This window comes from Pseudomonas moorei, from assembly GCF_008801475.1.
Lineage (GTDB): Bacteria > Pseudomonadota > Gammaproteobacteria > Pseudomonadales > Pseudomonadaceae > Aquipseudomonas > Aquipseudomonas moorei.
Genome location: NZ_VZPP01000010.1, coordinates 34517 through 57489 on the forward strand (window position 1 = coordinate 34517; position 22973 = coordinate 57489).

25 protein-coding genes are annotated in these 22973 nt (G+C 58.8%); 9 read left to right on the top strand and 16 right to left on the bottom strand.

The window, feature by feature from the left end; translation table 11 throughout:
* Nucleotides 1–26: 26 nt before the first annotated feature.
* The 5 genes from yfcF to F7R06_RS19740 all read right to left on the bottom strand — a co-directional run bounded on the left by yfcF (nucleotide 27) and on the right by F7R06_RS19740 (nucleotide 4427).
* A complete protein-coding gene (yfcF, locus tag F7R06_RS19720; RefSeq protein WP_090316364.1) occupies nucleotides 27–671 on the bottom strand; it encodes a glutathione transferase in 645 nt (214 codons plus the stop codon).
* Between the two features lie 207 nt (nucleotides 672–878).
* Complete coding sequence (locus F7R06_RS19725) at nucleotides 879–1364, bottom strand: cupin domain-containing protein (protein WP_090316361.1); 486 nt, start codon at nucleotides 1362–1364, stop codon at nucleotides 879–881.
* Between the two features lie 83 nt (nucleotides 1365–1447).
* On the bottom strand, nucleotides 1448–1942 hold the full coding sequence (locus F7R06_RS19730; RefSeq protein WP_090316359.1) for a RidA family protein: 495 nt from the start codon (nucleotides 1940–1942) through the stop codon (nucleotides 1448–1450).
* Nucleotides 1943–2003: 61 nt separating this feature from the next.
* Nucleotides 2004–3284, bottom strand: a complete 1281-nt coding sequence (locus tag F7R06_RS19735) for an ATP-grasp domain-containing protein (protein WP_090316356.1) — start codon at nucleotides 3282–3284, stop codon at nucleotides 2004–2006.
* Between the two features lie 42 nt (nucleotides 3285–3326).
* A complete protein-coding gene (locus tag F7R06_RS19740; protein ID WP_090316354.1) occupies nucleotides 3327–4427 on the bottom strand; it encodes an MFS transporter in 1101 nt (366 codons plus the stop codon).
* Nucleotides 4428–4578: 151 nt separating this feature from the next.
* On the opposite strand from F7R06_RS19740, the gene F7R06_RS19745 reads away from it, so the two are divergent.
* Both F7R06_RS19745 and F7R06_RS19750 read left to right on the top strand, forming a co-directional pair.
* Nucleotides 4579–5997, top strand: a complete 1419-nt coding sequence (locus F7R06_RS19745; RefSeq protein WP_090316351.1) for an aminotransferase-like domain-containing protein — start codon at nucleotides 4579–4581, stop codon at nucleotides 5995–5997.
* Between the two features lie 497 nt (nucleotides 5998–6494).
* A complete protein-coding gene (locus tag F7R06_RS19750) occupies nucleotides 6495–6773 on the top strand; it encodes a DUF3077 domain-containing protein (protein ID WP_090316348.1) in 279 nt (92 codons plus the stop codon).
* Nucleotides 6774–6830: 57 nt separating this feature from the next.
* On the opposite strand, the gene F7R06_RS19755 is transcribed toward F7R06_RS19750, so the two are convergent.
* The 9 genes from F7R06_RS19755 to hmpA form a co-directional block, all read right to left on the bottom strand.
* Nucleotides 6831–7145, bottom strand: coding sequence for a helix-turn-helix domain-containing protein (locus F7R06_RS19755; RefSeq protein ID WP_008060552.1), 315 nt, complete (start codon nucleotides 7143–7145; stop codon nucleotides 6831–6833).
* Complete coding sequence (locus tag F7R06_RS19760; protein ID WP_090318324.1) at nucleotides 7142–7486, bottom strand: PI-PLC domain-containing protein; 345 nt, start codon at nucleotides 7484–7486, stop codon at nucleotides 7142–7144. The genes F7R06_RS19755 and F7R06_RS19760 overlap by 4 nt, the downstream gene beginning before the upstream one ends.
* 151 nt (nucleotides 7487–7637) lie before the next feature.
* The gene (gene cyoE, locus F7R06_RS19765; RefSeq protein WP_090316345.1) at nucleotides 7638–8525 is read right to left on the bottom strand and encodes a heme o synthase; all 888 of its coding nucleotides are present in this window, start codon (nucleotides 8523–8525) and stop codon (nucleotides 7638–7640) included.
* Between the two features lie 11 nt (nucleotides 8526–8536).
* On the bottom strand, nucleotides 8537–8878 hold the full coding sequence (gene cyoD, locus F7R06_RS19770) for a cytochrome o ubiquinol oxidase subunit IV (protein WP_090316342.1): 342 nt from the start codon (nucleotides 8876–8878) through the stop codon (nucleotides 8537–8539).
* Nucleotides 8879–9505, bottom strand: a complete 627-nt coding sequence (locus F7R06_RS19775; protein ID WP_090316339.1) for a cytochrome o ubiquinol oxidase subunit III — start codon at nucleotides 9503–9505, stop codon at nucleotides 8879–8881. It abuts the gene before it with no gap.
* A gap of 3 nt (nucleotides 9506–9508) precedes the next feature.
* Nucleotides 9509–11539: a cytochrome o ubiquinol oxidase subunit I gene (gene cyoB, locus F7R06_RS19780; RefSeq protein WP_090316337.1), complete on the bottom strand. Its 2031-nt coding sequence runs from the start codon at nucleotides 11537–11539 to the stop codon at nucleotides 9509–9511.
* A 3-nt stretch (nucleotides 11540–11542) separates the two neighbouring features.
* On the bottom strand, nucleotides 11543–12487 hold the full coding sequence (cyoA, locus tag F7R06_RS19785; protein WP_090316334.1) for a ubiquinol oxidase subunit II: 945 nt from the start codon (nucleotides 12485–12487) through the stop codon (nucleotides 11543–11545).
* Nucleotides 12488–13328: 841 nt separating this feature from the next.
* Nucleotides 13329–13838 (bottom strand): disulfide bond formation protein B, encoded by a 510-nt coding sequence (locus F7R06_RS19795; RefSeq protein WP_090316329.1) that lies wholly within the window; start codon nucleotides 13836–13838, stop codon nucleotides 13329–13331.
* A gap of 289 nt (nucleotides 13839–14127) precedes the next feature.
* Entirely contained in the window at nucleotides 14128–15309 is a 1182-nt protein-coding gene (hmpA, locus tag F7R06_RS19800) for an NO-inducible flavohemoprotein (RefSeq protein WP_090316325.1), read from the bottom strand.
* A gap of 156 nt (nucleotides 15310–15465) precedes the next feature.
* Here hmpA and norR point away from each other — a divergent pair, with 156 nt between their 5' ends.
* The 5 genes from norR (at nucleotide 15466) to F7R06_RS19825 (ending at nucleotide 19772) form a co-directional block, all read left to right on the top strand.
* A complete protein-coding gene (gene norR, locus F7R06_RS19805; protein WP_090316322.1) occupies nucleotides 15466–17016 on the top strand; it encodes a nitric oxide reductase transcriptional regulator NorR in 1551 nt (516 codons plus the stop codon).
* Nucleotides 17017–17166: 150 nt separating this feature from the next.
* Nucleotides 17167–18069, top strand: coding sequence for a chemotaxis protein CheV (locus F7R06_RS19810; protein WP_090316320.1), 903 nt, complete (start codon nucleotides 17167–17169; stop codon nucleotides 18067–18069).
* A gap of 27 nt (nucleotides 18070–18096) precedes the next feature.
* Nucleotides 18097–18555: a GNAT family N-acetyltransferase gene (locus F7R06_RS19815; protein WP_090316317.1), complete on the top strand. Its 459-nt coding sequence runs from the start codon at nucleotides 18097–18099 to the stop codon at nucleotides 18553–18555.
* 62 nt (nucleotides 18556–18617) lie between these two features.
* Nucleotides 18618–18944 (top strand): hypothetical protein, encoded by a 327-nt coding sequence (locus F7R06_RS19820; RefSeq protein ID WP_090316314.1) that lies wholly within the window; start codon nucleotides 18618–18620, stop codon nucleotides 18942–18944.
* A 78-nt stretch (nucleotides 18945–19022) separates the two neighbouring features.
* Nucleotides 19023–19772 (top strand): YkgJ family cysteine cluster protein, encoded by a 750-nt coding sequence (locus F7R06_RS19825; RefSeq protein WP_090316311.1) that lies wholly within the window; start codon nucleotides 19023–19025, stop codon nucleotides 19770–19772.
* A gap of 61 nt (nucleotides 19773–19833) precedes the next feature.
* On the opposite strand, the gene F7R06_RS19830 is transcribed toward F7R06_RS19825, so the two are convergent.
* Nucleotides 19834–20091: a hypothetical protein gene (locus tag F7R06_RS19830; RefSeq protein WP_090316308.1), complete on the bottom strand. Its 258-nt coding sequence runs from the start codon at nucleotides 20089–20091 to the stop codon at nucleotides 19834–19836.
* 167 nt (nucleotides 20092–20258) lie between these two features.
* Between F7R06_RS19830 and F7R06_RS19835 the strand changes: the two genes are divergently transcribed.
* Both F7R06_RS19835 and F7R06_RS19840 read left to right on the top strand, forming a co-directional pair.
* The gene (locus tag F7R06_RS19835) at nucleotides 20259–21233 is read left to right on the top strand and encodes a 2-hydroxyacid dehydrogenase (RefSeq protein ID WP_090316305.1); all 975 of its coding nucleotides are present in this window, start codon (nucleotides 20259–20261) and stop codon (nucleotides 21231–21233) included.
* A gap of 164 nt (nucleotides 21234–21397) precedes the next feature.
* Nucleotides 21398–21907: a DUF2165 domain-containing protein gene (locus tag F7R06_RS19840; RefSeq protein ID WP_090316302.1), complete on the top strand. Its 510-nt coding sequence runs from the start codon at nucleotides 21398–21400 to the stop codon at nucleotides 21905–21907.
* Nucleotides 21908–21932: 25 nt separating this feature from the next.
* On the opposite strand, the gene F7R06_RS19845 is transcribed toward F7R06_RS19840, so the two are convergent.
* The gene (locus tag F7R06_RS19845; protein WP_090316297.1) at nucleotides 21933–22835 is read right to left on the bottom strand and encodes a DMT family transporter; all 903 of its coding nucleotides are present in this window, start codon (nucleotides 22833–22835) and stop codon (nucleotides 21933–21935) included.
* Between the last annotated feature and the right edge of the window lie 138 nt (nucleotides 22836–22973).

Here is a 22973-nt window from a genome sequence, read left to right on the forward strand (position 1 = left end):
GCGCTCCTGGTCTGTGCTGGCGGTGGTTACGGGATGGCTGGCGCTTTGCGCTCTATGTCCATCCAGGCCCGGACGCTGTCGCGATCCCATTGGCGCTGCACATACGCCGCCAGGCGCGCCGGGACCGGATCACCATTGGCAACCAGTCGGTTGAGCATGATCGCCAGGTCGGTGTCGGCAATGCTCCAGTCGCCAAACAGGTGATCGGCACCCTCCTCCAGCAAGCGGTCCGCCACAAAGAACAAACGGTCGACCGCGGCCCGGGCCTCGTCGGACAGCGGATTGTCTTTTTTGCCGAAGTACACAAGATCGAACGGGCGCTCCCTGCGCACCACGAGCAGATCGCTGCGCAACCAGGCCTGCAGTTGACGGGCCCGGGCGCGTTGCTTGATGTCTTGCGGATAAATTCTTTTTGAACCTGGAGCGAGCTCCTCCAGATATTCGGCAATGGCTGAAGATTCCGAAAGCGCAAAACCTTCATGAACCAGCACTGGGATTTTGCAAGTAAGAGAAAGATTTCTATAACTTTCGAGATAGTTTTCACGCGCCTTTAAATCCAGCGTGATCAAGTCAAATGAAAGTTGCTTCTCCTTTAAAGCCACAAACGCCGACATGGCAAAAGCGCTGACATAATCCGCACCCAGATACAGCTTTAACTTCGTACTTTCCATAGAACGCTCCCTTGCACCAAACACATTAATCCGTTGCATTTGAAGCGATCGTAGTAAGTTGATTAAGTGCTGAACAGATACAGAAATTACCTGTTTTTATCGATACAGAAATCAGCGCACATCAATCGCCAAAGAGCATTTTTGAGGTGTACAAACAAAAAAGGGAGTCAGCGTAGGCGGACTCCCTGGTGTGCAACTGAGAAGAAATTACAGCGGGCGAGGTGTCAGGCCAACGTTGGCAGCGTGATTGGATAGCAATGCCATCTGCGGCATGTTGCTGAGGTTGAGCATGGCCAGCGGCTCGGTGGTGCTGGTGTTGACGAAGCCGTGACGGGTCCATGCCGGCACCAGCAATACATCCCCGGGACCGATGTTTACCTCCTCTGCATCCCCCAGGGACAAGGCGCCGCTGCCGGACTGGATGATAAAAAGATGCCACCAGGCATGGACATGGCCATCGAGCGTCGAACCCGGCACCAGCCATTGCATGGACACCGCCATGCCGGGTGTCAGTTGGCAACCTTCGACAGTGTTATCGTGGGCCAGCGCAACAATATCGACGTCGCTGGCCTCAAGGGCCTGACGCATATCGCCAAGTTCAGCACTTTTCCACACACGAGGTTTGATCGGCTGCCGATCCAGACTTTGGCGAAAGTTCTTATATGAAAAAAACGCACCCTGAACGTTATTCATTAGCTGTTTCCAACTTATTCTGCCGAATTGAGTCACCCGACCTTAGGCCAACCCTTCAACAGTGTAAAGCCGGACAACTTCATTTATAACGCCGACGGGCGCAGCGCCACGATCATATCAACTTCAATGGCCGCATTTTTCGGCAATTGATAAACACCGACTGTGGTGCGCGTATGTTTCCCCGCATCACCCAGTACATGACTGAACACATCCGACGCACCGTTGGCGACTTCACTGAGGTCGACAAAATCGGCCGTGGACTTCACATACACTGTTATCCGGATCAAGGATTTGATCTTGTCCAGCGAACCAATGGCATCCACGATCAGCGCCAATCCCCGCATTGCACTGATGCTCGCGGCCGCTTGCGCATCCGCCATGTTGAGCTCCAGTCCGACCCGTCCCGGGTAGTGGATTTTGCCGTTCATGCGCGGCACCAGACCGCTGATATACAGTTCATCGTGATGACGAATCAGCGGTGCGTAATGCCCGCCTGCGGTGTTCTCGCCATAGATGTCGTAGTCGAATTCCCGTGCCAGAGCGATGAAGCGCTCATCACAGGTCATGTGTTCACTCATTGACGTAACCCTCTTGATCAATACTGCAAAAAACATCGATCGCTGCTGCTTGATCCAGGACTCAACCCACAGCCCTTGTCGGCGCTGCCAGGCCGGTGATCCCAACACTTGATTCAATGGCCTCGGCCAGACGTGACAGGTCCAGGCTGAGGTGCTCGTACTGCTCGTTGAACAACACGATGTGGCCGATGAACGAGAAGTTGTCTTTCACCAGTGCACTGACCGAATCACCGATGCGCTTGGTCAGCACCGCTTCCACCAGTTCGATGTTCAGCGACCGGGCCAGCGACTGGATGTCCGGAACATCCCGCAGGATGCCGCCAGCGTTCGCTCGCAACAGGCGTATGCCGCAGTAGCCGCGCGGCACGGGATCATGGCTGTCGAGGTGGCCTTCCACGGCCCAGCGGACCCAGCGTTCCCACGGGTCGAAATCGATGAACGCCTTACGTGCCAGGTCCCAGATGTGCATGCCCCCCGGGCGCATGTTGGTTTCCACGGCCGAGGTGCGGTGATTGGCCCTGTGGAAGACTTCGTTGTGCCAGGCCCCGTTGTGCTGCGATACCAACCCGGCCATGTGCCGCCCGGCGGCCATCAGCCGAGCCTGCGCGTCCGCCGGCAAAGGCGCGGGCACCACTTGCTGGATCTCGGCGCGGTAGGCGCCGTCGGTGGTGGTTTTCTCGGTGATCCAGGTACTTCCCGCGACATGGTCCCAGCTGTATTCCCGGGCGTTCTGGATCAACTCTTCGAGCACGATGCCGCCCTCGCGATAGGGCTTGAGGGCCTGCCATGCCTCGTCGCACTCGGACGGGTGCCGAATGACCCGGCAGCCGCGGCTGGCTCCTTCACAGGCAGGCTTGATGAACGCCTTGCCGCCCATTTCGATCACGCGCTGACGCAGTTCCGGAAGGCTTGTGATCCGGGTGGAAACGATCGGCCGATAATCCTCGGGCGCCGCCGCGGCAGTCGCTTCGAGCTGGCGGAAGATCTGTTTGTCCAGGCCCGCCCGCGCCTCGGCCGGGGTGATACCGGGCAGACCGAAATGACTGGCCAGCGCCGCACCGAGTAGTACACCGCGATCGGAAAACGGCAGCACGCCGATGAGTTTCCAGCGATCGGCATTCAGGCAACCGACCACCAGTTCGAGAGAGGCCGGAACGTCTTTCTCGGCCAGCGATGTACTGCACACGTGATCGGCGACCTGATCGTCTCCGGGCTGGATCTTCTCGACCAGCAGGATGAGCCGCGCGTTGTACAACGACTTGCACAGCTCGCGCAGCTTCGGGATATCGTGGACCCGACTGCCGTTGTACCCGACCACTACTACGCATGAAGTCGTATTCATAAAATCCCCGACTTGCAAAATGAAAACCGAAACGGCGATGACTCAGTCATGCAGCGACGCGATTGATTTACGGTTGAGCCAGTACCAGACCAGAATCCCGCCCGCGCCGATGGCCGCCAGCACCAGCGCGTTGTAGGGCGGCGGCATGACCCGCATGATCAACACGGTCAACCCGGCACCGACACCCAGGGACACTTCCTTGACGAACATGTTGTTCTGCTTGACCGAGAAGTAGTCGAGGTGACTGAACGCACACTCGGCGATGGACAGCACCGCCACCCAGACCAGCGCGCCGACCAGGGTTTCGACGTGGAACGCCGCCGGTGAAGACAGCACCGCGAAACCGATGACGATGATGGCGATCACTGTCAGCACCTTGAAGCGTCCGGTGCGCTCGATCAGTTTCATGACCGGCACTTGCGCGAACACCACCACGGCGCTGTTGAGGATCAGCATCAGCCCGTACCAGCCCGGCAGTTCGCCGGTCTTGAGCAGGATCGCTTGCGGCAGGATCGAGAACACGCCAAAAAGCTTGATGCCCATGATGACGCCGGCGATGACCCACGGCAGTTTGTTGCGCCAGCCGCTGCCTTCTTGGCCGGCGGGACGGGCAACCACGGGGTCGCAGGTGAAGGTCGCCCCCATGGCGATGGGAAGGCAAAGCAGGACAAAACCGGCGGCGCCGAGGAAAAACATGGCCGGGGTCAGCAGTGGCGACAGCAGGATCAGCCCTGCCAGCAGGCTGCCCATGTTCATGGCAACCCGGTTATAGGCCGCGCCTTCCTTGGTCTGTGCCGCTTCGCTCTTGATCAGGTAACCGGCAATGGCAATGCCGTAGGCAAACAACGCCGCGGCAAACATGACCACGCCCTGGTTGTGGGTGACGGCCAACAGCACCAGGCCGGCGGCAGCGCACAACAGCGTGACGCTCAGGGAGCGGCGACCGAGCACCAGTAACGTCAACGGCAGCAGCAGCAACAAGGCCCGATACCCCAGGGCCAGAATGCTGTTGGTGGCGGTGTCGAGCCAGACGTTGGCCTTGCCCAACACCGCGAACAGCGCAACGGCCGTGATGATTCGAATGGTGAACAACCGCAGGTTGATCACCGGTTTCGCCACGACAACGGTTGTTTCCAAACTCATGCAGCACCTCACAAACCTTGGCGACTGAACGACCGGCAACAGGTCGACAATCCGAAAACTCTCCAAAGCGATGGTAGAAAGAGATGCTTGTCTTGATCAGAGCAAGTTCGTATAGAATCAAACGAACTTTACTGCCGGAGAGACCAGTAAAATGCAGGCTCAGCGAGCAGTGATCGCCGCTATCGAGTTCCAGCCAGGTGTGCCGCTGGTCCAGCAAATCGTCGATCAACTAACCGTGGCGATCAGTCAGGGCGGCCTGCCCCACGGCTCCAGGCTGCCGCCGATTCGCGAACTCTCCGACTTGATGCACGTGGGCAAGTCCACGGTGGTCGACGCCCTGGACCGCTTGCGGGCCAAGGGCCTGGTGGTTTCCCGCCAGGGTTCCGGGCACTACGTGCACCGTTCCAGCAGCACCCTGCCAGCCAACGCCGGGCCGGACCTGCTCCCGCAAGACACCCTCAGCGTGGTCCGCCGTGCGGTGCTACTGGACAATGGCAAGCTGCGCCCGGGGGCCGGTTTTCTGCCGTCCTCGTGGTTGCCTGCCGAAGAATTGCTCAAGGCCGTGCGCGGAACGCTGCGCGCGACCAGCTTGCGCATGGGCGAATACGGCAACGCCAGCGGTTACCTGCCATTGCGCCAGGCCTTGCGGGTCAAGATGTCGACCTTGGGCATTGAGGCGCCGGTGGAGCAGATCATCACCACCGCCAACACCGTCCAGGCCATCGACATGCTGATGCGCCTGCTGGTCAAACCCGGCGACACGGTGCTCCTCGACGACCCGTGTTACTTCACGATGCACACCAATCTGGCCTGGCATGGCGTGAAGGTCATTACCATCCGCCGCGAGTGCGACGGCATGGACCTGGACGCGTTCGAGCAATTGCTGATCACCCATCGTCCCGTGCTCTACATGACCAACAATGCCCTGCATAACCCGACCGGGCACTCGTTCACCTCGGCCCAGGTTTACCGCCTGGTGGAGCTGAGCCATCGCTACAACTTCCACATCCTCGAAGACGATTTGTACTGCGACATGCAGCAACGCCGAACGCCGCGCCTGGCCGCGAGCGGGCTGGACAATGTCTCTTACGTCTCCGGGTTTTCCAAGACCCTGACCGCCAATAGCCGCGTCAGCTTCGCGGTGCTGTCACCGCAACTGGCGGCGCGGATGGTGACGCTGAAAATGGCCTGCGGCGGCATGACTTCGGAAATGGCCGAGCAGATCATCTGCACCATGCTCAGCGATGGCAGCTACGCCAAACACATGCGCCGCACCGTGGACCGGCTCTACGAGTCGAACAGCCGGGTGGCGGCATGGCTGGGCGAAGCCGGGTGTTCGGTGTCGTCGCTGCCGGGGGAAGGGTTGTACATCTGGACCCGATTGCCGGAAGGATTCAAAGCCGAGTGCCTGGCCAGAAAGGGTCTGGAAATTGACCTGGTACTAGCACCGGGAACCATGCTCAGCAAAGCCGCGGATGCCAATCAGTTTCTGCGCTTCAACGTGGCACACAGTGATCATGTGCAGGTGCGGGAGCGATTTTTCCGGTTGTTGGACATGCCGCACAAATAACTGACTGTCTTCGATCCTGTGGGAGCGGGCTTGCCCGCGAAAGGGCCGTCACATTCAGTTTCAATGTCGCCTGACCCACCGCCATCGCGGGCAGGCCCGCTCCCACAGGGGGTTCGGTGTGCAATAAGATCCCCGGCCACCAGATCGCCACGATTGCCGACCTCATCCTGACTGACTAACTTTGCCCGTCGCTGCCAATTCAGCGACCGGGCCTGATAACCCGGGTAAGATACGGGCGCACAAGCGCCACCAATCACGATTGCCGGCGCTTTTTTATGCCTGCACACTCGTGCAATGGCGGCTGTGCGTGGGAGACCTTCGGGTCTGCCGGAATCCCGTATCTCCGGTTTATCAGCCTGCGCACAGCTGCCACCCATTCGCCTGATAACGAACGTGGCAGCTCTCAACTTTAAACGGGAGCTTTACTCATGAACGCTATTGGTCTGTCTGCTTCGAACGTCATCCATCGCCTCCAACCCAACAGGAGGTGAATCCCAATGACCATTCCACAAGACCTGAAAACCATCGGCCTCACCCCCTTCTCCTACCACGCCAACGCCCCGCTGTTCCGCATCAACGCCGGCGTCCCGGTAATCGCCGCCCTCTCCCACGCTTCCGACCTGCTCCACCTCGCCAAACTCCTCGCCTCAGACGCCACCATGGTCCGCGACTCCGACCGACACGCCTGGGCCTCGCACTTCTTGCAGGACATGAGCAAGGCCATCATCGATGACGTGGTGAAGGTGCTCGATGCACCGTGCAACAACCGCGCATAAATGAAAAAGCCCCGCGATTCTTTTGAATGCGGGGCTTTCAGCTATTCGTTGTCTCGATCAAACCACTGCCAGTCGATCTACCATATCCGGGAATTTCTCAACCAGTCTAATCAACAAGGCCGCCTGAGCGTTAGGCTTTGATTTTTCCTGCTCCCAGTTTCTCAAGGTACTGGGGCTAGTGCGAATTCGCTTGGCGAAAACGGCTTGGGACATGTGTAACTTTTCCCTTAGTGCAACGATTTCCTGCGCTCCCACCTCTGGAGCCGGAATGTCCTCCACAGTCGTATTGCGCAACGTAATCTTGCCTTCGCGTTGAGCCGCCATCTCGTCAACGCCTTGCATCAACTCTGCAAACAGGTCGCGCTTTTTCATGGGGTACCTCGTACTTTCAACTCTGTCTCTATGGCTTTCTTGAGCGCCTTCTCTTGGTCAGCGGTCAAATTCTCAAGCTCATCTTTGTCATAAATTGCAAACATCCAGAACTGGCCATCATTCATAAGCCAATAATAGATAACCCGCAAGCCACCTCGCTTGCCTTTCCCCCGGCGCTCATCGGCCCAGCGTAGCTTTCGGAAACCTCCCGTATGAGGCATCACATCGCCCGCGTGCGGATTCAGCTGCATGTGGCTTTGTAGCGCACGATACTCATCGTCCGTCAGATAATTGCCAACGGTGGCGGTAAAGGATGTGATTTCGAAGAATACGGTTCGCATCGCGCAACTATAGGCAATTTGCCTATAGTCGCGCAATACAATGAGCCATCTCTTGATGAACTTGCCGACAGTCTTGACCGACAGACAGCAACCCAACAAAAAGCCCCGCACTTCTCTCGAAGGCGGGGCTTTTCAATTCAGCATTCGACGCTTAAGGCGCGTACGTCAGCAACAGCTCGGTCGGCACTTTGAAGTCCAGGGACATCATCACGCTCAGCGCGGTAATGGTGAAGATCGAGAACACGAACAGCTTGCGTGCCCAGACCGTGTCATCCACTGCCTTGTAGCCGGTCCAGGCCATGTACAGCCAGTACATGCCCATGGCCGCGGCGACGGCGAGGTAGCTCATGCCGGCGTAGCCGCTGAAGGTCAACATCAAGGTCGCCACGAGGAAGGCCAGGATGTAGATCAGGATGTGCTTCTTGGCCACTTCGATTCCGCGCTTGACCGGCAGCACCGGGATCGATGCAGCCAGGTAATCGTTGAAGCGGAAGATCGCGATGGCATAGGAATGCGGCATCTGCCACAGGCTGAACATCACCAGCAGGGTCAGCGCAGCCATGTCGAAGGTGTTGCTCACGGCCACGTAACCGATTACCGGCGGCATGGCGCCCGACAGACTGCCCACCAGCGTGCCGTGAACCGACTTGCGCTTGAGGTACAGGCTGTAGAAGCCGACGTAGATGACGAAACCGATTACCGCAAACAGCGCGGCCAACGGGTTGGCCACCTTGTACAACAGCGCAACGCCGGCGACACCCAGGACGGTCGCGTAGATCAGGGCCAGTTTCAGGGAGATCAGGCCCTGGACCAGCACCCGGTTCTTGGTGCGTTCCATCTTCAGGTCGATGTCGCGGTCGATGCAGTTGTTGAACACGCAACCGGAGGCGACCACCAGGGACGTGCCGATCATGGCGGCCAGGAAGATGGCCAGATCGACATGCCCTTTGGAGGCCAGGAAAAATCCGCCTGCCACAGAAAGCACGTTACCGAAAATGATCCCCGGTTTGGTGATTTGGATAAAGTGCTTAAAGGACATCCGGACTCACCTCACTTCGCCATCATGAACGTGTGGATGCTGAACATGATCCACAGCGACAGACCTACCAGCAGGACAATCACGATCGCGGCAAAAACAAACGCAATCACGTTGTTACGCTGCGCGGCCGAACGGTCCAGGTGCAGGAAGTACACCAGGTGCACCAGCACCTGGATGACGGCCATGGCGACGACGATCATCAGGGTGATCGACTTCGGCAGCGTCGGGAACATGACCAGACCGAACGGGATCAGGGTCAGGATCACCGACAGGATGAAGCCGATGCCGTAGGACTTGACGCTGCCGTGACCGGCGTCGTCGTGACCATTGTGGGAATGAGCTGCGTTAGCCATTTACATAGTCCCCATCAGATAAACAACCGTGAATACGCAGATCCACACCACGTCCAGGAAGTGCCAGAACAGGCTCAGGCAGCTCAGACGGGTCTTGTTGGTCGCCGTCAGGCCGTTTTTCTGCACCTGATACATCATGATCGCCATCCAGATCAGACCGCTGGTCACGTGCAGACCGTGGGTGCCGACCAGAGTGAAGAACCCGGACAGGAAGCCCGAACGGTTAGGGCCGTAGCCCTCGGAGATCAGCATGTGGAACTCGTTGATCTCCATGCCGATGAAGCCGGCACCGAACAGGAAGGTCATGGCCAGCCAGCCCAGGACCTGCTTCTTGTTGCCACGGAAGAACGCCAGCATGGCGAAGCCGTAGGTGATCGAACTGAACAACAGCAGAGCGGTTTCGCCCAGCACGTATGGCAGTTCGAAGATGTCGTGGCCCGACGGGCCACCCGCTACGTTGTTAACCAGTACCGCGTACGCTGCGAAGATCGACGCAAACAGAATGCAGTCGGTCATCAGGTAGAGCCAGAAACCGAATACGGTCATCTCGCCCGAGTCGTGGTGGTGGTCATCGTGCCCATGGTCATGACCATGGGCGTGTCCAACATTGGTCACTAAGTTCGACATGGTTTAAGCCTGTTCCAACGAGGTTTCAACACGGGTGGCGGTGGCCGGGATTTTCCCTGCCGCTACCAGACGCTTGTGCTGCTCGGCTTCGATGCGTTCGATCACGTCGACCGGCACGTAGTAGCCTTGATCATCACGAGCGGCGTGGATCGCGAAGTAGATCACGGTGCCGGCCAGGCTAGCGATGGCCAGCCACCAGATGTGCCAGATCATCGCGAAACCGAACACGGTCAACAGAGCGCCCATGACCACACCGGTGGCGGTGTTGTTTGGCATGTGGATCGGCTCGTACTTGGCCGTAACCTTGTACGCAGTGCCGTTTTCCTTGGCTTCGGTGAACGGATCGACAACGTCAGCCTTCGGCAGCACGGCGAAGTTGTAGAACGGAGGTGGCGACGAGGTCGACCATTCCAGGGTGTGTGCATTCCACGGGTCGCCGTGGTCGCACATGTTTTCCGGCTTGTTGCGGTCACGCACGCTGACGTACAGCTGGATCAACTGGCAAGCGATACCCACGGCGATCATCACCGCACCGAACATGGCGACGTACAGGTACGGCACCCACTCAGGGTTGGTGGTGGCGTTCAGACGACGGGTCATGCCCATGAAGCCCAGTGCATAGAGCGGCATGAAAGCGACGAAGAAGCCGCTGATCCAGAACCAGAACGCTGCCTTGCCCCAACCTTCGTGCAGCTTGAAGCCGAACGCTTTAGGGAAGTAGAAGCCGAAGCCGGCGATGTAACCGAATACCGCGCCGCCGATGATCACGTTGTGGAAGTGCGCGATCACGAACAGGCTGTTGTGCAGAACGAAGTCAGCACCCGGGATGGCCAGCAGTACGCCGGTCATGCCGCCGATGGCGAAGGTCACCATGAAGCCCAGGGTCCACAGCACCTGGCTGGTGAAGCGCAGACGGCCCTGGTAGATGGTGAACAGCCAGTTAAACAGTTTCACACCCGTCGGGATGGAAATCAGCATCGTCGCCAGACCGAAGAAGGCGTTGACGCTGGCACCCGAACCCATGGTGAAGAAGTGGTGCAGCCAAACCATGAAGCCCAGGATCGAGATCGCGCCCGATGCGTAGATCATCGAGTGGTGGCCGAACAGTTTCTTGCCGGTGAAGGTCGAGATGACTTCGGAGAAGATACCGAACGCCGGCAGGATCAGGATGTACACCTCAGGGTGACCCCAAGCCCAGAACAGGTTGACGTACATCATCGGATTGCCACCAAGTTCATTGGTGAAAATGTGGAAATCCATGTAACGGTCAAGCGTCAGCAGTGCCAGGGTAGCGGTCAGGATCGGGAACGAAGCCACGATCAGGACGTTGGCCCAGGTGCAGGTCCAGGTGAAGATCGGCATGTCCATCAGCTTCATGCCAGGGGTACGCATTTTCAGCACGGTGGCCAGGAAGTTGACCCCCGTTAGCGTTGTCCCCAGACCCGATAGCTGTAGCGCCCAGATGTAGTAATCCATCCCCACGCCAGGGCTGTACTGCAGACCCGACAGCGGCGGATAGGCAACCCAACCGGTCTTGGCGAATTCGCCGACGCCCAGGGACAGGTTGATCAGCACCACGCCGGAAACCAGCAGCCAGAAGCTCAGGGAGTTCAGGAACGGGAAGGCAACGTCACGCGCGCCGATCTGCAGCGGCACTGCAAGGTTCATCAGGCCGGTGAAGAATGGCATCGCCATGAAGATGATCATGATCACACCGTGAGCGGTGAAGATCTGGTCATAGTGTTCAGGTGGCAGGTAGCCCGGCGAACCCTCGGTGGCCATGGCCAACTGGGTACGCATCATGATGGCGTCGGCAAAACCGCGCAGCAGCATGACCATGGCGACGATGATGTACATCACGCCGATTTTCTTGTGGTCGACCGACGTCAGCCACTCGGTCCACAGGTAGGTCCACTTCTTGAAGTAGGTGATTGCAGCGAACAACGCCAGACCACCGAGCGCGATCATGGAGATGGTCACCATGACAATCGGCTCGTGGAACGGGATCGCTTCCCAACTTAATTTACCAAACATCGTTTACTCCTCTGCCCCGGCAGCTGAATGCGAACTCGAGTCCATCCCTTCCATTTGGGCCACTTCTTTCTCTTCTTTCTCGTGCTTGACCTTAGGGCCCGGTTTCATGCCTTCGTACTTGTCGACGATGGTCTGGAACAGGTTTGGGGTCACCGAGGCGTAGAGCTCGACTGGGTTGTTCTGGCTTGGCTTGGAAAGGGCTGCGTATTCAGCTTGTTCAAGCTGTTTAGGTGCCTTTTTGACTTCACTTACCCAGGCGTCGAAATCTTCCTGGGAAGTTGCGATCGCTTTGAATTTCATACCGGTGAAACCCGCGCCGCTGTAGTTGGCGGAGATACCGTCCATTTCAGCGTTCTGGTTGGCGATCAGGTGCAGTTTGGTCTGCATGCCCGCCATCGCGTAGATCTGGCCGCCCAGAGCAGGGATGAAGAACGAGTTCATCACGGCGTCGGAAGTGATCTTGAAGTTGATCGGCGTGTGCGCCGGGAACACGATCTTGTTGACCGTGGCGATGCCTTGTTCCGGGTAGATGAACAGCCACTTCCAGTCCAGCGCGACCACTTCGATGGTCACAGGCTTGACGTCCGATTCCAGCGGCTTGTACGGGTCAAGGGCGTGGGTCGACTTGTAGGTGACATAACCCAGGGCAATGATGATCAGAATTGGAACCGCCCACACCGCGATCTCGATCTTGGTGGAGTGGTTCCATTTCGGGGTGTAGGTGGCGTTAGCGTTGGACGCGCGGTATTTCCAGGCGAACAGGAAGGTCATGACGATGACCGGAACCACGACCAACAGCATCAGCAGCGTTGCGGTGATGATCAGGTTTCGCTCGTCCAGACCGACCTGGCCCTTGGGATTGAGCAAGGTCATGTTGCAGCCTGACAGCAACAACGTGCCAATCAGCGGCAATAAGCCTAGTAGTCTGGGGTACCTGTTTTTACTCATCTCACGACCTCTAAAGCAGCTTGCGCAATGCAGTTGGGTTTTGATCGCCAACACTTCACCCTGCCAAGGGTTGGCATTTTTCTTGGATTGAATAAGGGCTGGCCCGTCGTGCGTCAGACGCGTTTCGACAAATCCTGAGCTAGCGTTGAGTTCTTATTCGAATTCGTGGTCAAAGGCCTTGTTACAGACCAATTCCATTTGGTGCGGATAATTGGAGGCACCGACACCAGGGGGTCGCATGAAGCCACCCGGCCTCTCGACACCCGGTTTCTGCTCATCCACCTGAGCCAGGGCGAGCAGAGTCGGGAATTCAGTGCGGGCGATTGTAGATATGTAGCGTTTTATAAACCATGTCTCATCCCGAAATAATTTTTATCCAAACCAGCAACAATCCTTACCGGTTTTCGCAAAAGTGGCGCATCTTATCGAAATTGATTCTCAACAAAAAACACCAAAAAAAGTAGGGCTACCACCCGCGATTCAGACAGTATCGGCGCCTCTCAAGACGCCGCCGACCTGGCCCCAGCCCCGATATGACAAGGGCTCTGGCAAATTGCCAGGGTCTGTTAAAACTGCCTGTTCCGGCCTCGCCGATGCAAAACCGCCAGCCCGCAAATCGGGCCAGTTTCGTTGCGTGACGACGAACCAATCCGACGCCCTGGCGACCGCTGCGACACTCAAGATGTGACAACATGTCGCACACGTATCGCACCCCTCCTTGCCACACATCACGGCCTTTTTACAGGCCCACTGAAGTGCACGCTGCAAGACAAAAAAAGCCCCGGCGCCCTCATTGAGGGCCGGGGCGTTTTCATGCATCGCGGTGAATGCGCCGCAGAACTCAGCGCAGGCTTTTGCGGTTACGCACGGTCAGCAGCGGCACCAGCACGACGACCAGCACGAAGGCCACCAGCGCCCACTGCGCCAGGGACAGACCGAGGATCGGCGGGTAGGGTGTAGAGCAGAATCCGTCGACCTGGAAGCCCAGGGGGAAGATCTTCGCCAGCGGCAGACCGTCCACAATCGGCTGCAACACATCGATGCCGCAACTGACTGCCGGATAAAACTGCGTGTAGACGTGATGCCCCGCCACCCCGACGCCTGCCAATGCGCAGATCACGACCAGGGTTTCAAAAAGGGTGATGCTGCGGCGCGTGCTCATGGCAGCGCCAATGAAGGCGAAGAGCGCGATCAACAGCAGCGCATAGCGTTGCAGGATGCACAATGGGCACGGCGCTTCACCCAGCACGATTTGCATGTACAGAGCGCCGCCGATCAGCGCCAGGCAGATGATGCCCAGCAACACCAGGTAGCGTCGTTCACGGCCCAACCGCATCGTTTCCTCGCTCATCGCGTTTCCCTTGAAGGTTTCGATTGCCCGCCAGTCTACACGCTGCCCTGGTTTTTGAGAGCCTGGCGCGATCCGGAGGGATGTCGGGGGAATAGACGATAAGCGGGTTAAGAAGGGATTAACTTTCGGTCTTTTTTCAGTTCAGGACCGAGGTGTAGCCATCGCGGGCAAGCCACGCTCCCACAGGGTTCGCGTCGTACACACCAAATTGGATCGACGCAGATCCTGTGGGAGCGTGGCTGCCCGCGATGAAGACGACGCGGTGAGACTGACTCACCGCGCCTGGGACTTACTCCAGCGCCGCAGCCGGCCCGAAGAACTCATAACGGCTTTGCTTCTCCGGCACACCCAAGGCCTTGAGGTGGCGCTTGACCGCCGCCATGAAACCTTTGGGGCCCAGGAAGTAAGCATCCACGTCGCGCTCTTGCGGCAACCACGCGGCCAACTGCTCCTGGCTCAACAACCCGACCTTGTGCGCTGCCGGGCTTACGCCATCGTCTTCGTCGTAGCAATAGAAGCGCTTGAGTTGCGGGTGACGCTCGGCCAGACCGTCGATCCAGTCACGGAACGCGTGAACGCTGCCGTTGCGGGCGCAATGAATGAAGTGCACCGGGCGCTCGGTCTCCAGCGCCGCTTCGAGCATCGCCAGGGTCGGGGTGATGCCGACGCCACCGCTGATCAACACCAGCGGTTTGTCACTGGCAGTCAGGGTGAACTCGCCCGATGGCGGGAACAGCTGGATGCTCGCGCCAACGTGCAATTGATCGTGCAGGTGGTTGGAAGCGCGACCGCCGGTTTCCCGCTTGACGCTGATGCGGTACTGACCTTTGTTCGCCAGGGCCGACAGCGAATAGTTACGACGAATTTCTTCGCCATCGAGGATCAGTTTCATGCCGATGTACTGGCCTGGCTCTGCCGCCAGGATCGGGCCTTTGTCCGCCGGTTCGAAGTAGAACGAGATGATTTCCGCGCTTTCCTCGACCTTGGCCGCCACGATGAATTCCCGCGCCCCGCGCCAGCCGCCCGGTGCCTGCTCTTTCTGATCGTAGATGCTGGTTTCAGCACCGATCAGGATGTCCGCCAGTTGACCGTAAGCCGCCCCCCACGCCGCAATCACTTGAGGGGTGGCGATTTCCTCACCCAGCACTTCAGCGATCGCGCGCAGCAGGCAGGTGCCGACGATCGGGTAGTGTTCCGGCAGGATTTGCAGGGCCACGTGCTTGTTGATGATCTTGGCCACCAGGTCGCCCAACTGGTCGAGCTGGTCGATGTGACGGGCGTACATCAGTACTCCGTTAGCCAGGGCGCGTGGCTGGTCACCGCTGGCCTGGTGGGCCTGATTGAACAGCGGGCGCACTTCTGGATATTCGGAGAGCATCATGCGGTAGAAGTGAGTGATCAATGCCTCGCCACCGCTTTCCAGCAGCGGCACAGTGGATTTGACGATGGCACGGTCTTGGGCGCTAAGCATAAAGTGACTCCTGGGCAACAAGGTTTTTTCAACGTTTGCCCTATGCCTATCAGTTTCCATGCCAATATTTATTTCGTTATAAATCAACAACTTAAATTATAGATAGTCATATCGACACGACCTGCTTTATAGTCATACCGACTACATGGAGTCACTATGACTGCAAAATCCCTGCTGACCGCCCTGCTACCACTGGTCTCGGACCTGTCCCGCGAACTGCCCGAAGGCGAGCGCTATCGGCGCTTGCTGGAAGCCATGCGCGCCCTGCTCCCCTGCGATGCGGCCGCCCTGCTGCGCCTCGATGGCGAATGGCTGGTGCCGCTGGCCGTCGACGGCTTGAGTACCGACACCCTCGGCCGCCGCTTCAAGGTCAGTGAACACCCGCGTTTCGCAGCCTTGCTCAGCGGTTCCGGGCCGACCCGGTTCGCCGCCGACAGCAACCTGCCCGACCCTTACGACGGCCTGGTCGAGGGCCTCGATGACCACCTGGAAGTCCATGACTGCATGGGCTGCCCGCTGTTTATCGACGAGCGCCCGTGGGGCCTGCTGACCCTCGATGCCCTTGATCCGGAACAGTTTCAGCCGATCGAACTCGATTCACTGGAAGCCTTCGCCAGCCTCGCCGCCGCCACGGTCAATGCCGCCGAGCGCATCGAACGCCTGAACAATCGCGTCGAGGATGAACACCAGCGGGCCGAGGTCTACCGCCAGGCCAGCGGCCAGCAGAACCGCGAGATGATCGGCCAGAGCAAGGCGCACAAACGCCTGGTGGAAGAAATCAACCTGGTGGGCGGCAGCGACCTGACCGTGCTGATCACCGGGGAGACCGGGGTTGGCAAGGAACTGGTGGCGCAGGCCATTCACGCCGCCTCGGCCCGCGCCGACAAACCGATCATCAGCCTCAACTGCGCCGCCTTGCCCGACACACTGGTGGAGAGCGAACTGTTCGGCCATGTGCGCGGTGCCTTTACCGGGGCGTTGAATGATCGGCGCGGCAAATTTGAACTGGCCAATGGCGGCACCCTGTTTCTCGATGAAGTCGGCGAGTTGTCGCTGACCGTACAGGCCAAGTTGCTGCGGGTCTTGCAAAGCGGACAGCTGCAGCGACTGGGATCGGACAAGGAGCATCAGGTCGACGTGCGCCTGATCGCGGCGACCAACCGCGACCTGGCAGAGGAAGTGCGCAGTGGCCGTTACCGCGCCGACTTCTATCACCGCCTCAGCGTTTACCCACTATTAGTACCGGCCCTGCGTGATCGCGGGCGGGACGTTCTGTTGCTCAGCGGCTACTTTCTGGAACAGAACCGCTCGCGCATGGGACTCAACAGCTTGCGCTTGAGCACCGATGCCCAGGCCGCGTTACTGGCTTACGACTGGCCGGGCAACGTGCGTGAACTGGAACACTTGATCGGCCGCAGCGCCCTGAAAGCCTTGGGTAACTGCAAGGAACGACCCAAGATTCTCAGCTTGAGCGCGGCGGACCTGGATCTGCCCAATGCCAATGCTGAAGCACCCGTCGCGCCAACGGCCCCGGCCGCCGTGACGCTAGTCACGGGGGATTTGCGCGAGGCCACCGAAAACTATCAGCGCCAGTTGATCGGCGCGTGCCTGGAGCGGCATCACAACAACTGGGCGAGTGCCGCGCGTGAACTGGGCCTGGATCGGGCGAATCTTGGGCGCATGGCCAAAAGGCTCGGCATGAAGTAACGCCGGGCTTGCCACCTCACCGCAGGAGTCGTGCTAAAACCAATGGATTGGTATTGGCCCTAAAGCCTGCCCGCAACAAGTCGATAACCCGGCATCGAAGTTGTTGGCGGTCCTCGCGATCGCCCATCACCTTTTCCCAAGAAGGTACTTATGTCTTCCACCAAAGCCCGCGCAGATTCACTTTCGCTTCTGCTGTTTACCTTGCGCAGCGGCAAGTTGATGGCAATCAACCTGCTCAAAGTCAGTGAAATCATCCCCTGCCCGCCGCTGACCAAGCTGCCGGAGTCGCACCCTCACGTCAAAGGCATCGCCACGCTGCGTGGCGCGTCGCTGTCGGTGATCGACCTTAGCCGGGCCATCGGCGAACGACCGCTGGAAGACCCGAACGGCGGCTGCCTGATCGTCACCGACGTCAGTCGCTCCAAGCAGGGCCTGCACGTTCAGGCGGTGAGCAAGATCGTTCACTGCCTGACCACCGATATCCGTCCGCCGCCCTTCGGCTCTGGCGGCGTGCGCTCGTACATCACCGGCGTGACCTCGGTCGATGGCACCCTGGTGCAGGTACTGGACATCGAAAAAGTCATCCACGGCATCGCCCCGGTGCAGATCGAATCGGCACCAACCGAACTGAGCATGGAAGACGCTGAGTTGTTGGGCAACGCACGGATTCTGGTGGTGGATGACAGTCAGGTGGCCCTGCAGCAATCGGTGCACACATTGCGCAATCTCGGCCTGCAATGCCATACGGCCCGCAGCGCCAAGGAAGCCATCGACTGCCTGCTGGATCTGCAAGGCACCGCCCAACAGATCAACCTGATTGTCTCCGACATCGAAATGTCTGAAATGGATGGCTACGCCTTCACCCGAACCCTGCGCGAAACCCCGGACTTTGCCCACCTCTATGTGCTGCTGCACACCTCACTGGACAGTGCGATGAACAGTGAAAAGGCGCGCCTGGCCGGTGCCAATGCGGTGCTGACCAAGTTCTCCTCGCCAGAACTGACCCAGTGCCTGATCACGGCTGCCAAGGCCGTGGCTGAACAGGGTCATTGAGTCTTGGCCGAGGACTTTTGCTTTTTGATGCGGCGCAACCTCGCCGAGGCTGTGCTGGCCATCCCTTGGCCAAGCGATCTTCAATTGACCCGCTACCGTCCTGAACTCGCCGAAACCGTCCACCAGCTGATGGCGCTGGGTTACCGCGAGGGCGGTGGTCGCGTACCGGAACTGGAGCGCTGGCAACGGCAATTTGAAACCGACCCCGAATACGATCCCGAGCTGTGCTTTATTGCCCAAGATGCCGAAGGCGTGGTTGCCGTGTGCCAGTGCTGGACCAGTGCCTACATCAAAGACCTGGTGGTGCATCCACGGGCTCGACGACAAGGGTTGGGACGCGCCTTGCTGCTGCATGCGTTCACGGTGTTCCAGCAACGCCGCGAGGGCTTTGTGGATTTGAAAGTGCTGGAGGACAACCTGCGCGCGCAGCGGTTGTATGAAAGCGTCGGGATGTATGTGGTGCGCCGGGAAGCGGTTCCAGCCTGACGATCACTCTCAATCATTCAGGCATAATCCGGTCCTTCGCCCTCCAAAAGGATTTCCGGCCCATGAAAAACGCAGCCCTGACCCTGCTCTGCCTCACCGCCCTCGCCACCCAGGCCCACGCTTCCAGCCCCGACGCCTGGGCTGCCTACGACAAAACCGTACTCGTCAGTTGCACCAAGGCCAGTGGGCTGAAGAATGCCAAACCCGTCGGCAACGCCGCGCAGTTCGATGACCGGGTCGGTTACAGCGCGCTTCTGCTGCAAGGTCAGTACCCGCAAAAACACATGAAAGGCGCACAAGGCACCGAACTGTGCCTCTACAACAAAAAAAGCAAAACCGCGTATGTCACCGAATGGGATTCGATTCGCCCCGCCGTCCAGGCACAGTGAGTGGCGCATAACTTGCTTCGGCAGCGCACTTCACGGTGACATTCTGTCGCCGCTTCCCTCGACGCGACCGAGCGCCCAATGAATACGACGTTTTCCTGCGTAGGCTGTGGTAAATGCTGCAACGATCACCATGTGCCCCTGACCCTGGCCGAAGCCCGGATGTGGGCGGCCGATGGCGGGCAGGTGATCGTGCTGGTGGAGGCGTTCCTGGGCAACGGCCTGGGCCTGCCCGCACAGCAACGCGACCACGCCGAACGCCGCTCGGCAGTGGTTCACAGTGGCGAATCCAAGGCGTTCGTCGCTATCACCTTTGCCGCCTACAACGTCGGTCCCTGTCGGAATCTTGACGAGGACAACCTCTGCCGCATCTACGAGCGCCGGCCGCTGGTGTGCCGCATTTATCCGATGGAAATCAATCCGCACATTCCCCTAAACCCGGCGATCAAGGAATGCCCGCCCGAATCGTGGGAAAAAGGACCGGACCTGATCGTCGGCGGTGAGTTGGTCGACCGTGAGCTCATGGCGCTGATTCAACGCTCCCGTCAGGCAGATCGCGATGATATTCAGATGAAGGATGCGATTTGCGCGCTATTGGGCATTCGCACGACGGCGCTGAAGGGGGATGGATTTACCGCCTATCTGCCGGACATGGCCGAGTTTGTCACGATCATCGATGACCTGGCCGGGCAGACGCTGCCGCAGTGGGACAGCGAGTGGCTGTTCCATGTGTCCGGTGAGGATATCGCCAGACAGGTCGTGGATGCCGGCGGGCAAGTGGTCACACAGGCGCCGGCGAACTACTCGTTTATTTCGTTGCGGGTGGCTTGAGTCTGGAAAATGTGTCGCCTGCTCGCGATGACGGCAGGCCTGACACCGCAAAGCCTGAAACCTAGCGCTTGCCCATCGAACGCCGAGTCCCCGGCGGTGCCATGCCCGGGGTCTTGGTGTGGCCATTCTTGGCGCCGTTCTTGTACCACGGCTGATTGGCGTTCTTGGCGCCGGCCAGTTCTCCTGGCTTGAACGGGAACTTGAACGCGGGGATGGCGGCTTTGGTTTCGCTGTCGGCGCTGGAGTCGACGCTGTCTGGCAGCTCTGCCTGCTCGTCGCCCAAGGTGTCGGCGACCGGCGGTTGTTTCGGGGAAGTCATGAAAGCTCCGGGTGGTGCGTAAAGTGTCGGGCCCAGTCAACGAGCCACGAAAGGCGGCAGTATAACTGGATGAAGCGCTGCAAGCTGCTGTTAAGCGACTCGCACAAATCCCGGGAAGAATGTTAGCGTGCTCAGCATTCTCAACCGCCCAGACGAGCCCTGCGCCCATGAAAAAGACCGTCCTCGCCTTCAGCCGCGTCACGCCTGAAATGGTCGAACGCCTGCAACAAGACTTCGACGTGATCGTGCCGAACCCGAAAAACGGCGACATCAATGCCCAGTTCAACGAAGCCTTGCCCCATGCCCACGGCCTGATCGGTGTCGGTCGTAAACTGGGACGCGCCCAACTGGAGAACGCCGCCAAACTGGAAGTGGTGTCCAGCGTTTCGGTGGGCTACGACAACTACGACGTCGCCTATCTCAATGAGCGCGGGATCATGCTCACCAACACGCCGGACGTGCTCACCGAAAGCACCGCCGACTTGGCGTTCGCGCTACTGATGAGCAGTGCCCGTCGTGTCGCTGAACTGGATGCCTGGACCAAGGCCGGTCAATGGCAAGCCACTGTTGGCGCACCGCTGTTCGGTTGCGATGTGCATGGCAAGACTCTGGGCATCGTCGGCATGGGCAACATCGGCGCGGCCATCGCTCGCCGTGGGCGCCTGGGTTTCAACATGCCAATCCTCTACAGCGGTAACAGCCGCAAGACCGCGCTGGAACAGGAACTCGGCGCACAATTTCGCAGCCTGGACGAACTGTTGGCCGAAGCCGATTTTGTCTGCCTGGTAGTCCCACTCAGCGAGAAAACCAGACACCTGATCAGCCATCGCGAACTGGCGCTGATGAAGCCGAGCGCAATCCTGGTAAACATTGCTCGCGGCCCGGTGGTCGACGAGCCGGCGCTCATCGAAGCCCTGCAGAACAACCGCATTCGCGGTGCCGGGCTGGATGTGTACGAAAAAGAACCGCTGGCCGAGTCGCCATTGTTTCAACTGAAAAACGCGGTGACCCTCCCGCACATTGGCTCGGCCACCCATGAAACCCGCGAAGCCATGGCCAATCGTGCCCTGACCAACCTGCGTAGCGCCCTGCTGGGTGAACGCCCACAGGATCTGGTCAACCCGCAAGTCTGGAAAGGCTGAATGAAAACGGGCAGGCGTTACAGTCGCCTGCCCGTTCACATTAATACCCACGCATCCAACTTACCGATACATATCCTGCAATTCAGTTCACGGCCGAATAAATAATTCGCCGTATAAACTCCAGACTAAAACACCCCGACAGTTAGTTTTGGAGAACATAGGCCTTGAACCAAATCACAACCAACCACGCCATAAAGTTCAGCAAAGCCACGCTGATGTTATTCGTAAGTTTCTTCGGCTTGCTGGTGATATACAGCAACATTACCGACTACGCCGCCAACTACGAGTATCTGTCACACATCCTCAGCATGGACACCACACACGAGGGTTTCAGGTACCGCGATCGGGCAATCACTTCGCCGATACTCCAGCACCGGATCTATTGGATGATCATTACCCTTGAAGTCATGTATACAGCCTTCTGCATCATGGGCACCTACCTTTTATATAAGAACATCAATTCCAACGGCAAGAAATTCCACGAAGCGAAGAAGTTCGCGATCATTGGCTTATTGATTGCACTCTTTCTTTATTACCTCTGTTTCCAGGTCATCGGCACCGAGTGGTTCAACATGGACGAGTCGCATCAATGGAACTATAAAGACTGGGCCCAGCACATCGTCGACTTCATCTTGCCTTCGCTGCTATACGTGGCGATCAGGATCGAGCGCTGAAAACGCACTCGATCCTGATGCGACTTCAAGCCAACTTGCCAGTGCCCTGCAGGATTGGCGCCTTGGGTTTACGGAACACCAGGACGTTGCCCAGCATCACCAGCACCAGACCCACCAGGGCCGGCAACGTCCATTGGTAACCCTCGGCGAACGCCGATACATTCAGTGCCACCACCGGGAACAGCACCGTGCAATAGGCGGCGCGCTCCGGCCCCATGCGCCCGACCAGCGTCAGGTAAGCCGTGAAACCAATCACCGACCCCGGAATGACCAGGTACAGCAACGAACCGATGTAGCGGGCACTCCATTCCACATCGAATGGAATCCCTTTGACCAGGCACCACACTGACAGCATCGCCGCGCCATAGGCCATGCCCCAGGCGTTGGTGGTCAGAGGCTTGAGCCCGGCTTTCTGTTGCAAGCTCGATAGCATGTTGCCCGCCGAGAAACACAGGGTGCCGCACAGGGCCAGGCCCAGACCCAGCAGGGTTTGCGGACTGGCGGTATGGCCGACCAGTTCCGGCCAGAACAACAGGCCCAGGCCGGACAAGCCCAACGCACCACCCATCAGCACGTTGCGGGCGATTTTCTGGCCGAAGAACACCCGAGCATTCAAGGCATTCCACAGCGTCGCGGTGGAGAACACCACGGCGACCAGACCACTGGGAATCCACTGGCTGGCCGTCAGGAAGCACATGAAGTTAACGCAAAACAGGCACAGACCTTGGGCCAGGCATATCAAATGCCCACGACGGTTCATCACCTGTAACCGCCGGCTGAGCAGCAACATCACGAACAGCACCAGCGCGGCGAGCCCAAAGCGGTAAACGATCGACACGGGAATCGCCACCACGCCCAACTGCCATTTCAGGGCAATCCAGGTGGTGCCCCAGATCAGCACGGTCAGCAAATACAATGAAAGGTTCATGACAAAGGCTCCTCGATAGGTGCCCAGTGTCCGGCTTCGCGCCGTGGCGCACTTGCATAAACTTGCGCTTTTGTCGCGCCACTGGCTGGCAGGCGAACGCCTACGGAGTAGGATGCAAGGCGTTGGAGAGAACTGATC

Excerpts from the sequence above, each read along its gene's own strand:
- F7R06_RS19745 (WP_090316351.1), top strand. The coding sequence starts at position 4,579 with ATGCAGGCTCAGCGAGCAGTGATCGCCGCTATCGAGTTCCAGCCAGGT.
- F7R06_RS19760 (WP_090318324.1), bottom strand. The coding sequence starts at position 7,486 with ATGCGAACCGTATTCTTCGAAATCACATCCTTTACCGCCACCGTTGGC.
- F7R06_RS19750 (WP_090316348.1), top strand. The coding sequence starts at position 6,495 with ATGACCATTCCACAAGACCTGAAAACCATCGGCCTCACCCCCTTCTCC.
- F7R06_RS19810 (WP_090316320.1), top strand. The coding sequence starts at position 17,167 with ATGTCTTCCACCAAAGCCCGCGCAGATTCACTTTCGCTTCTGCTGTTT.
- cyoA (WP_090316334.1), bottom strand. The coding sequence starts at position 12,487 with ATGAGTAAAAACAGGTACCCCAGACTACTAGGCTTATTGCCGCTGATT.
- F7R06_RS19795 (WP_090316329.1), bottom strand. The coding sequence starts at position 13,838 with ATGAGCGAGGAAACGATGCGGTTGGGCCGTGAACGACGCTACCTGGTG.
- hmpA (WP_090316325.1), bottom strand. The coding sequence starts at position 15,309 with ATGCTTAGCGCCCAAGACCGTGCCATCGTCAAATCCACTGTGCCGCTG.
- F7R06_RS19775 (WP_090316339.1), bottom strand. The coding sequence starts at position 9,505 with ATGTCGAACTTAGTGACCAATGTTGGACACGCCCATGGTCATGACCAT.
- cyoB (WP_090316337.1), bottom strand. The coding sequence starts at position 11,539 with ATGTTTGGTAAATTAAGTTGGGAAGCGATCCCGTTCCACGAGCCGATT.
- F7R06_RS19730 (WP_090316359.1), bottom strand. The coding sequence starts at position 1,942 with ATGAGTGAACACATGACCTGTGATGAGCGCTTCATCGCTCTGGCACGG.
- F7R06_RS19740 (WP_090316354.1), bottom strand. The coding sequence starts at position 4,427 with ATGAGTTTGGAAACAACCGTTGTCGTGGCGAAACCGGTGATCAACCTG.
- F7R06_RS19825 (WP_090316311.1), top strand. The coding sequence starts at position 19,023 with ATGAATACGACGTTTTCCTGCGTAGGCTGTGGTAAATGCTGCAACGAT.
- F7R06_RS19725 (WP_090316361.1), bottom strand. The coding sequence starts at position 1,364 with ATGAATAACGTTCAGGGTGCGTTTTTTTCATATAAGAACTTTCGCCAA.
- F7R06_RS19735 (WP_090316356.1), bottom strand. The coding sequence starts at position 3,284 with ATGAATACGACTTCATGCGTAGTAGTGGTCGGGTACAACGGCAGTCGG.
- F7R06_RS19755 (WP_008060552.1), bottom strand. The coding sequence starts at position 7,145 with ATGAAAAAGCGCGACCTGTTTGCAGAGTTGATGCAAGGCGTTGACGAG.
- F7R06_RS19835 (WP_090316305.1), top strand. The coding sequence starts at position 20,259 with ATGAAAAAGACCGTCCTCGCCTTCAGCCGCGTCACGCCTGAAATGGTC.
- F7R06_RS19820 (WP_090316314.1), top strand. The coding sequence starts at position 18,618 with ATGAAAAACGCAGCCCTGACCCTGCTCTGCCTCACCGCCCTCGCCACC.
- F7R06_RS19830 (WP_090316308.1), bottom strand. The coding sequence starts at position 20,091 with ATGACTTCCCCGAAACAACCGCCGGTCGCCGACACCTTGGGCGACGAG.
- cyoE (WP_090316345.1), bottom strand. The coding sequence starts at position 8,525 with ATGTCCTTTAAGCACTTTATCCAAATCACCAAACCGGGGATCATTTTC.
- yfcF (WP_090316364.1), bottom strand. The coding sequence starts at position 671 with ATGGAAAGTACGAAGTTAAAGCTGTATCTGGGTGCGGATTATGTCAGC.
- F7R06_RS19845 (WP_090316297.1), bottom strand. The coding sequence starts at position 22,835 with ATGAACCTTTCATTGTATTTGCTGACCGTGCTGATCTGGGGCACCACC.
- F7R06_RS19815 (WP_090316317.1), top strand. The coding sequence starts at position 18,097 with ATGCGGCGCAACCTCGCCGAGGCTGTGCTGGCCATCCCTTGGCCAAGC.
- norR (WP_090316322.1), top strand. The coding sequence starts at position 15,466 with ATGACTGCAAAATCCCTGCTGACCGCCCTGCTACCACTGGTCTCGGAC.
- cyoD (WP_090316342.1), bottom strand. The coding sequence starts at position 8,878 with ATGGCTAACGCAGCTCATTCCCACAATGGTCACGACGACGCCGGTCAC.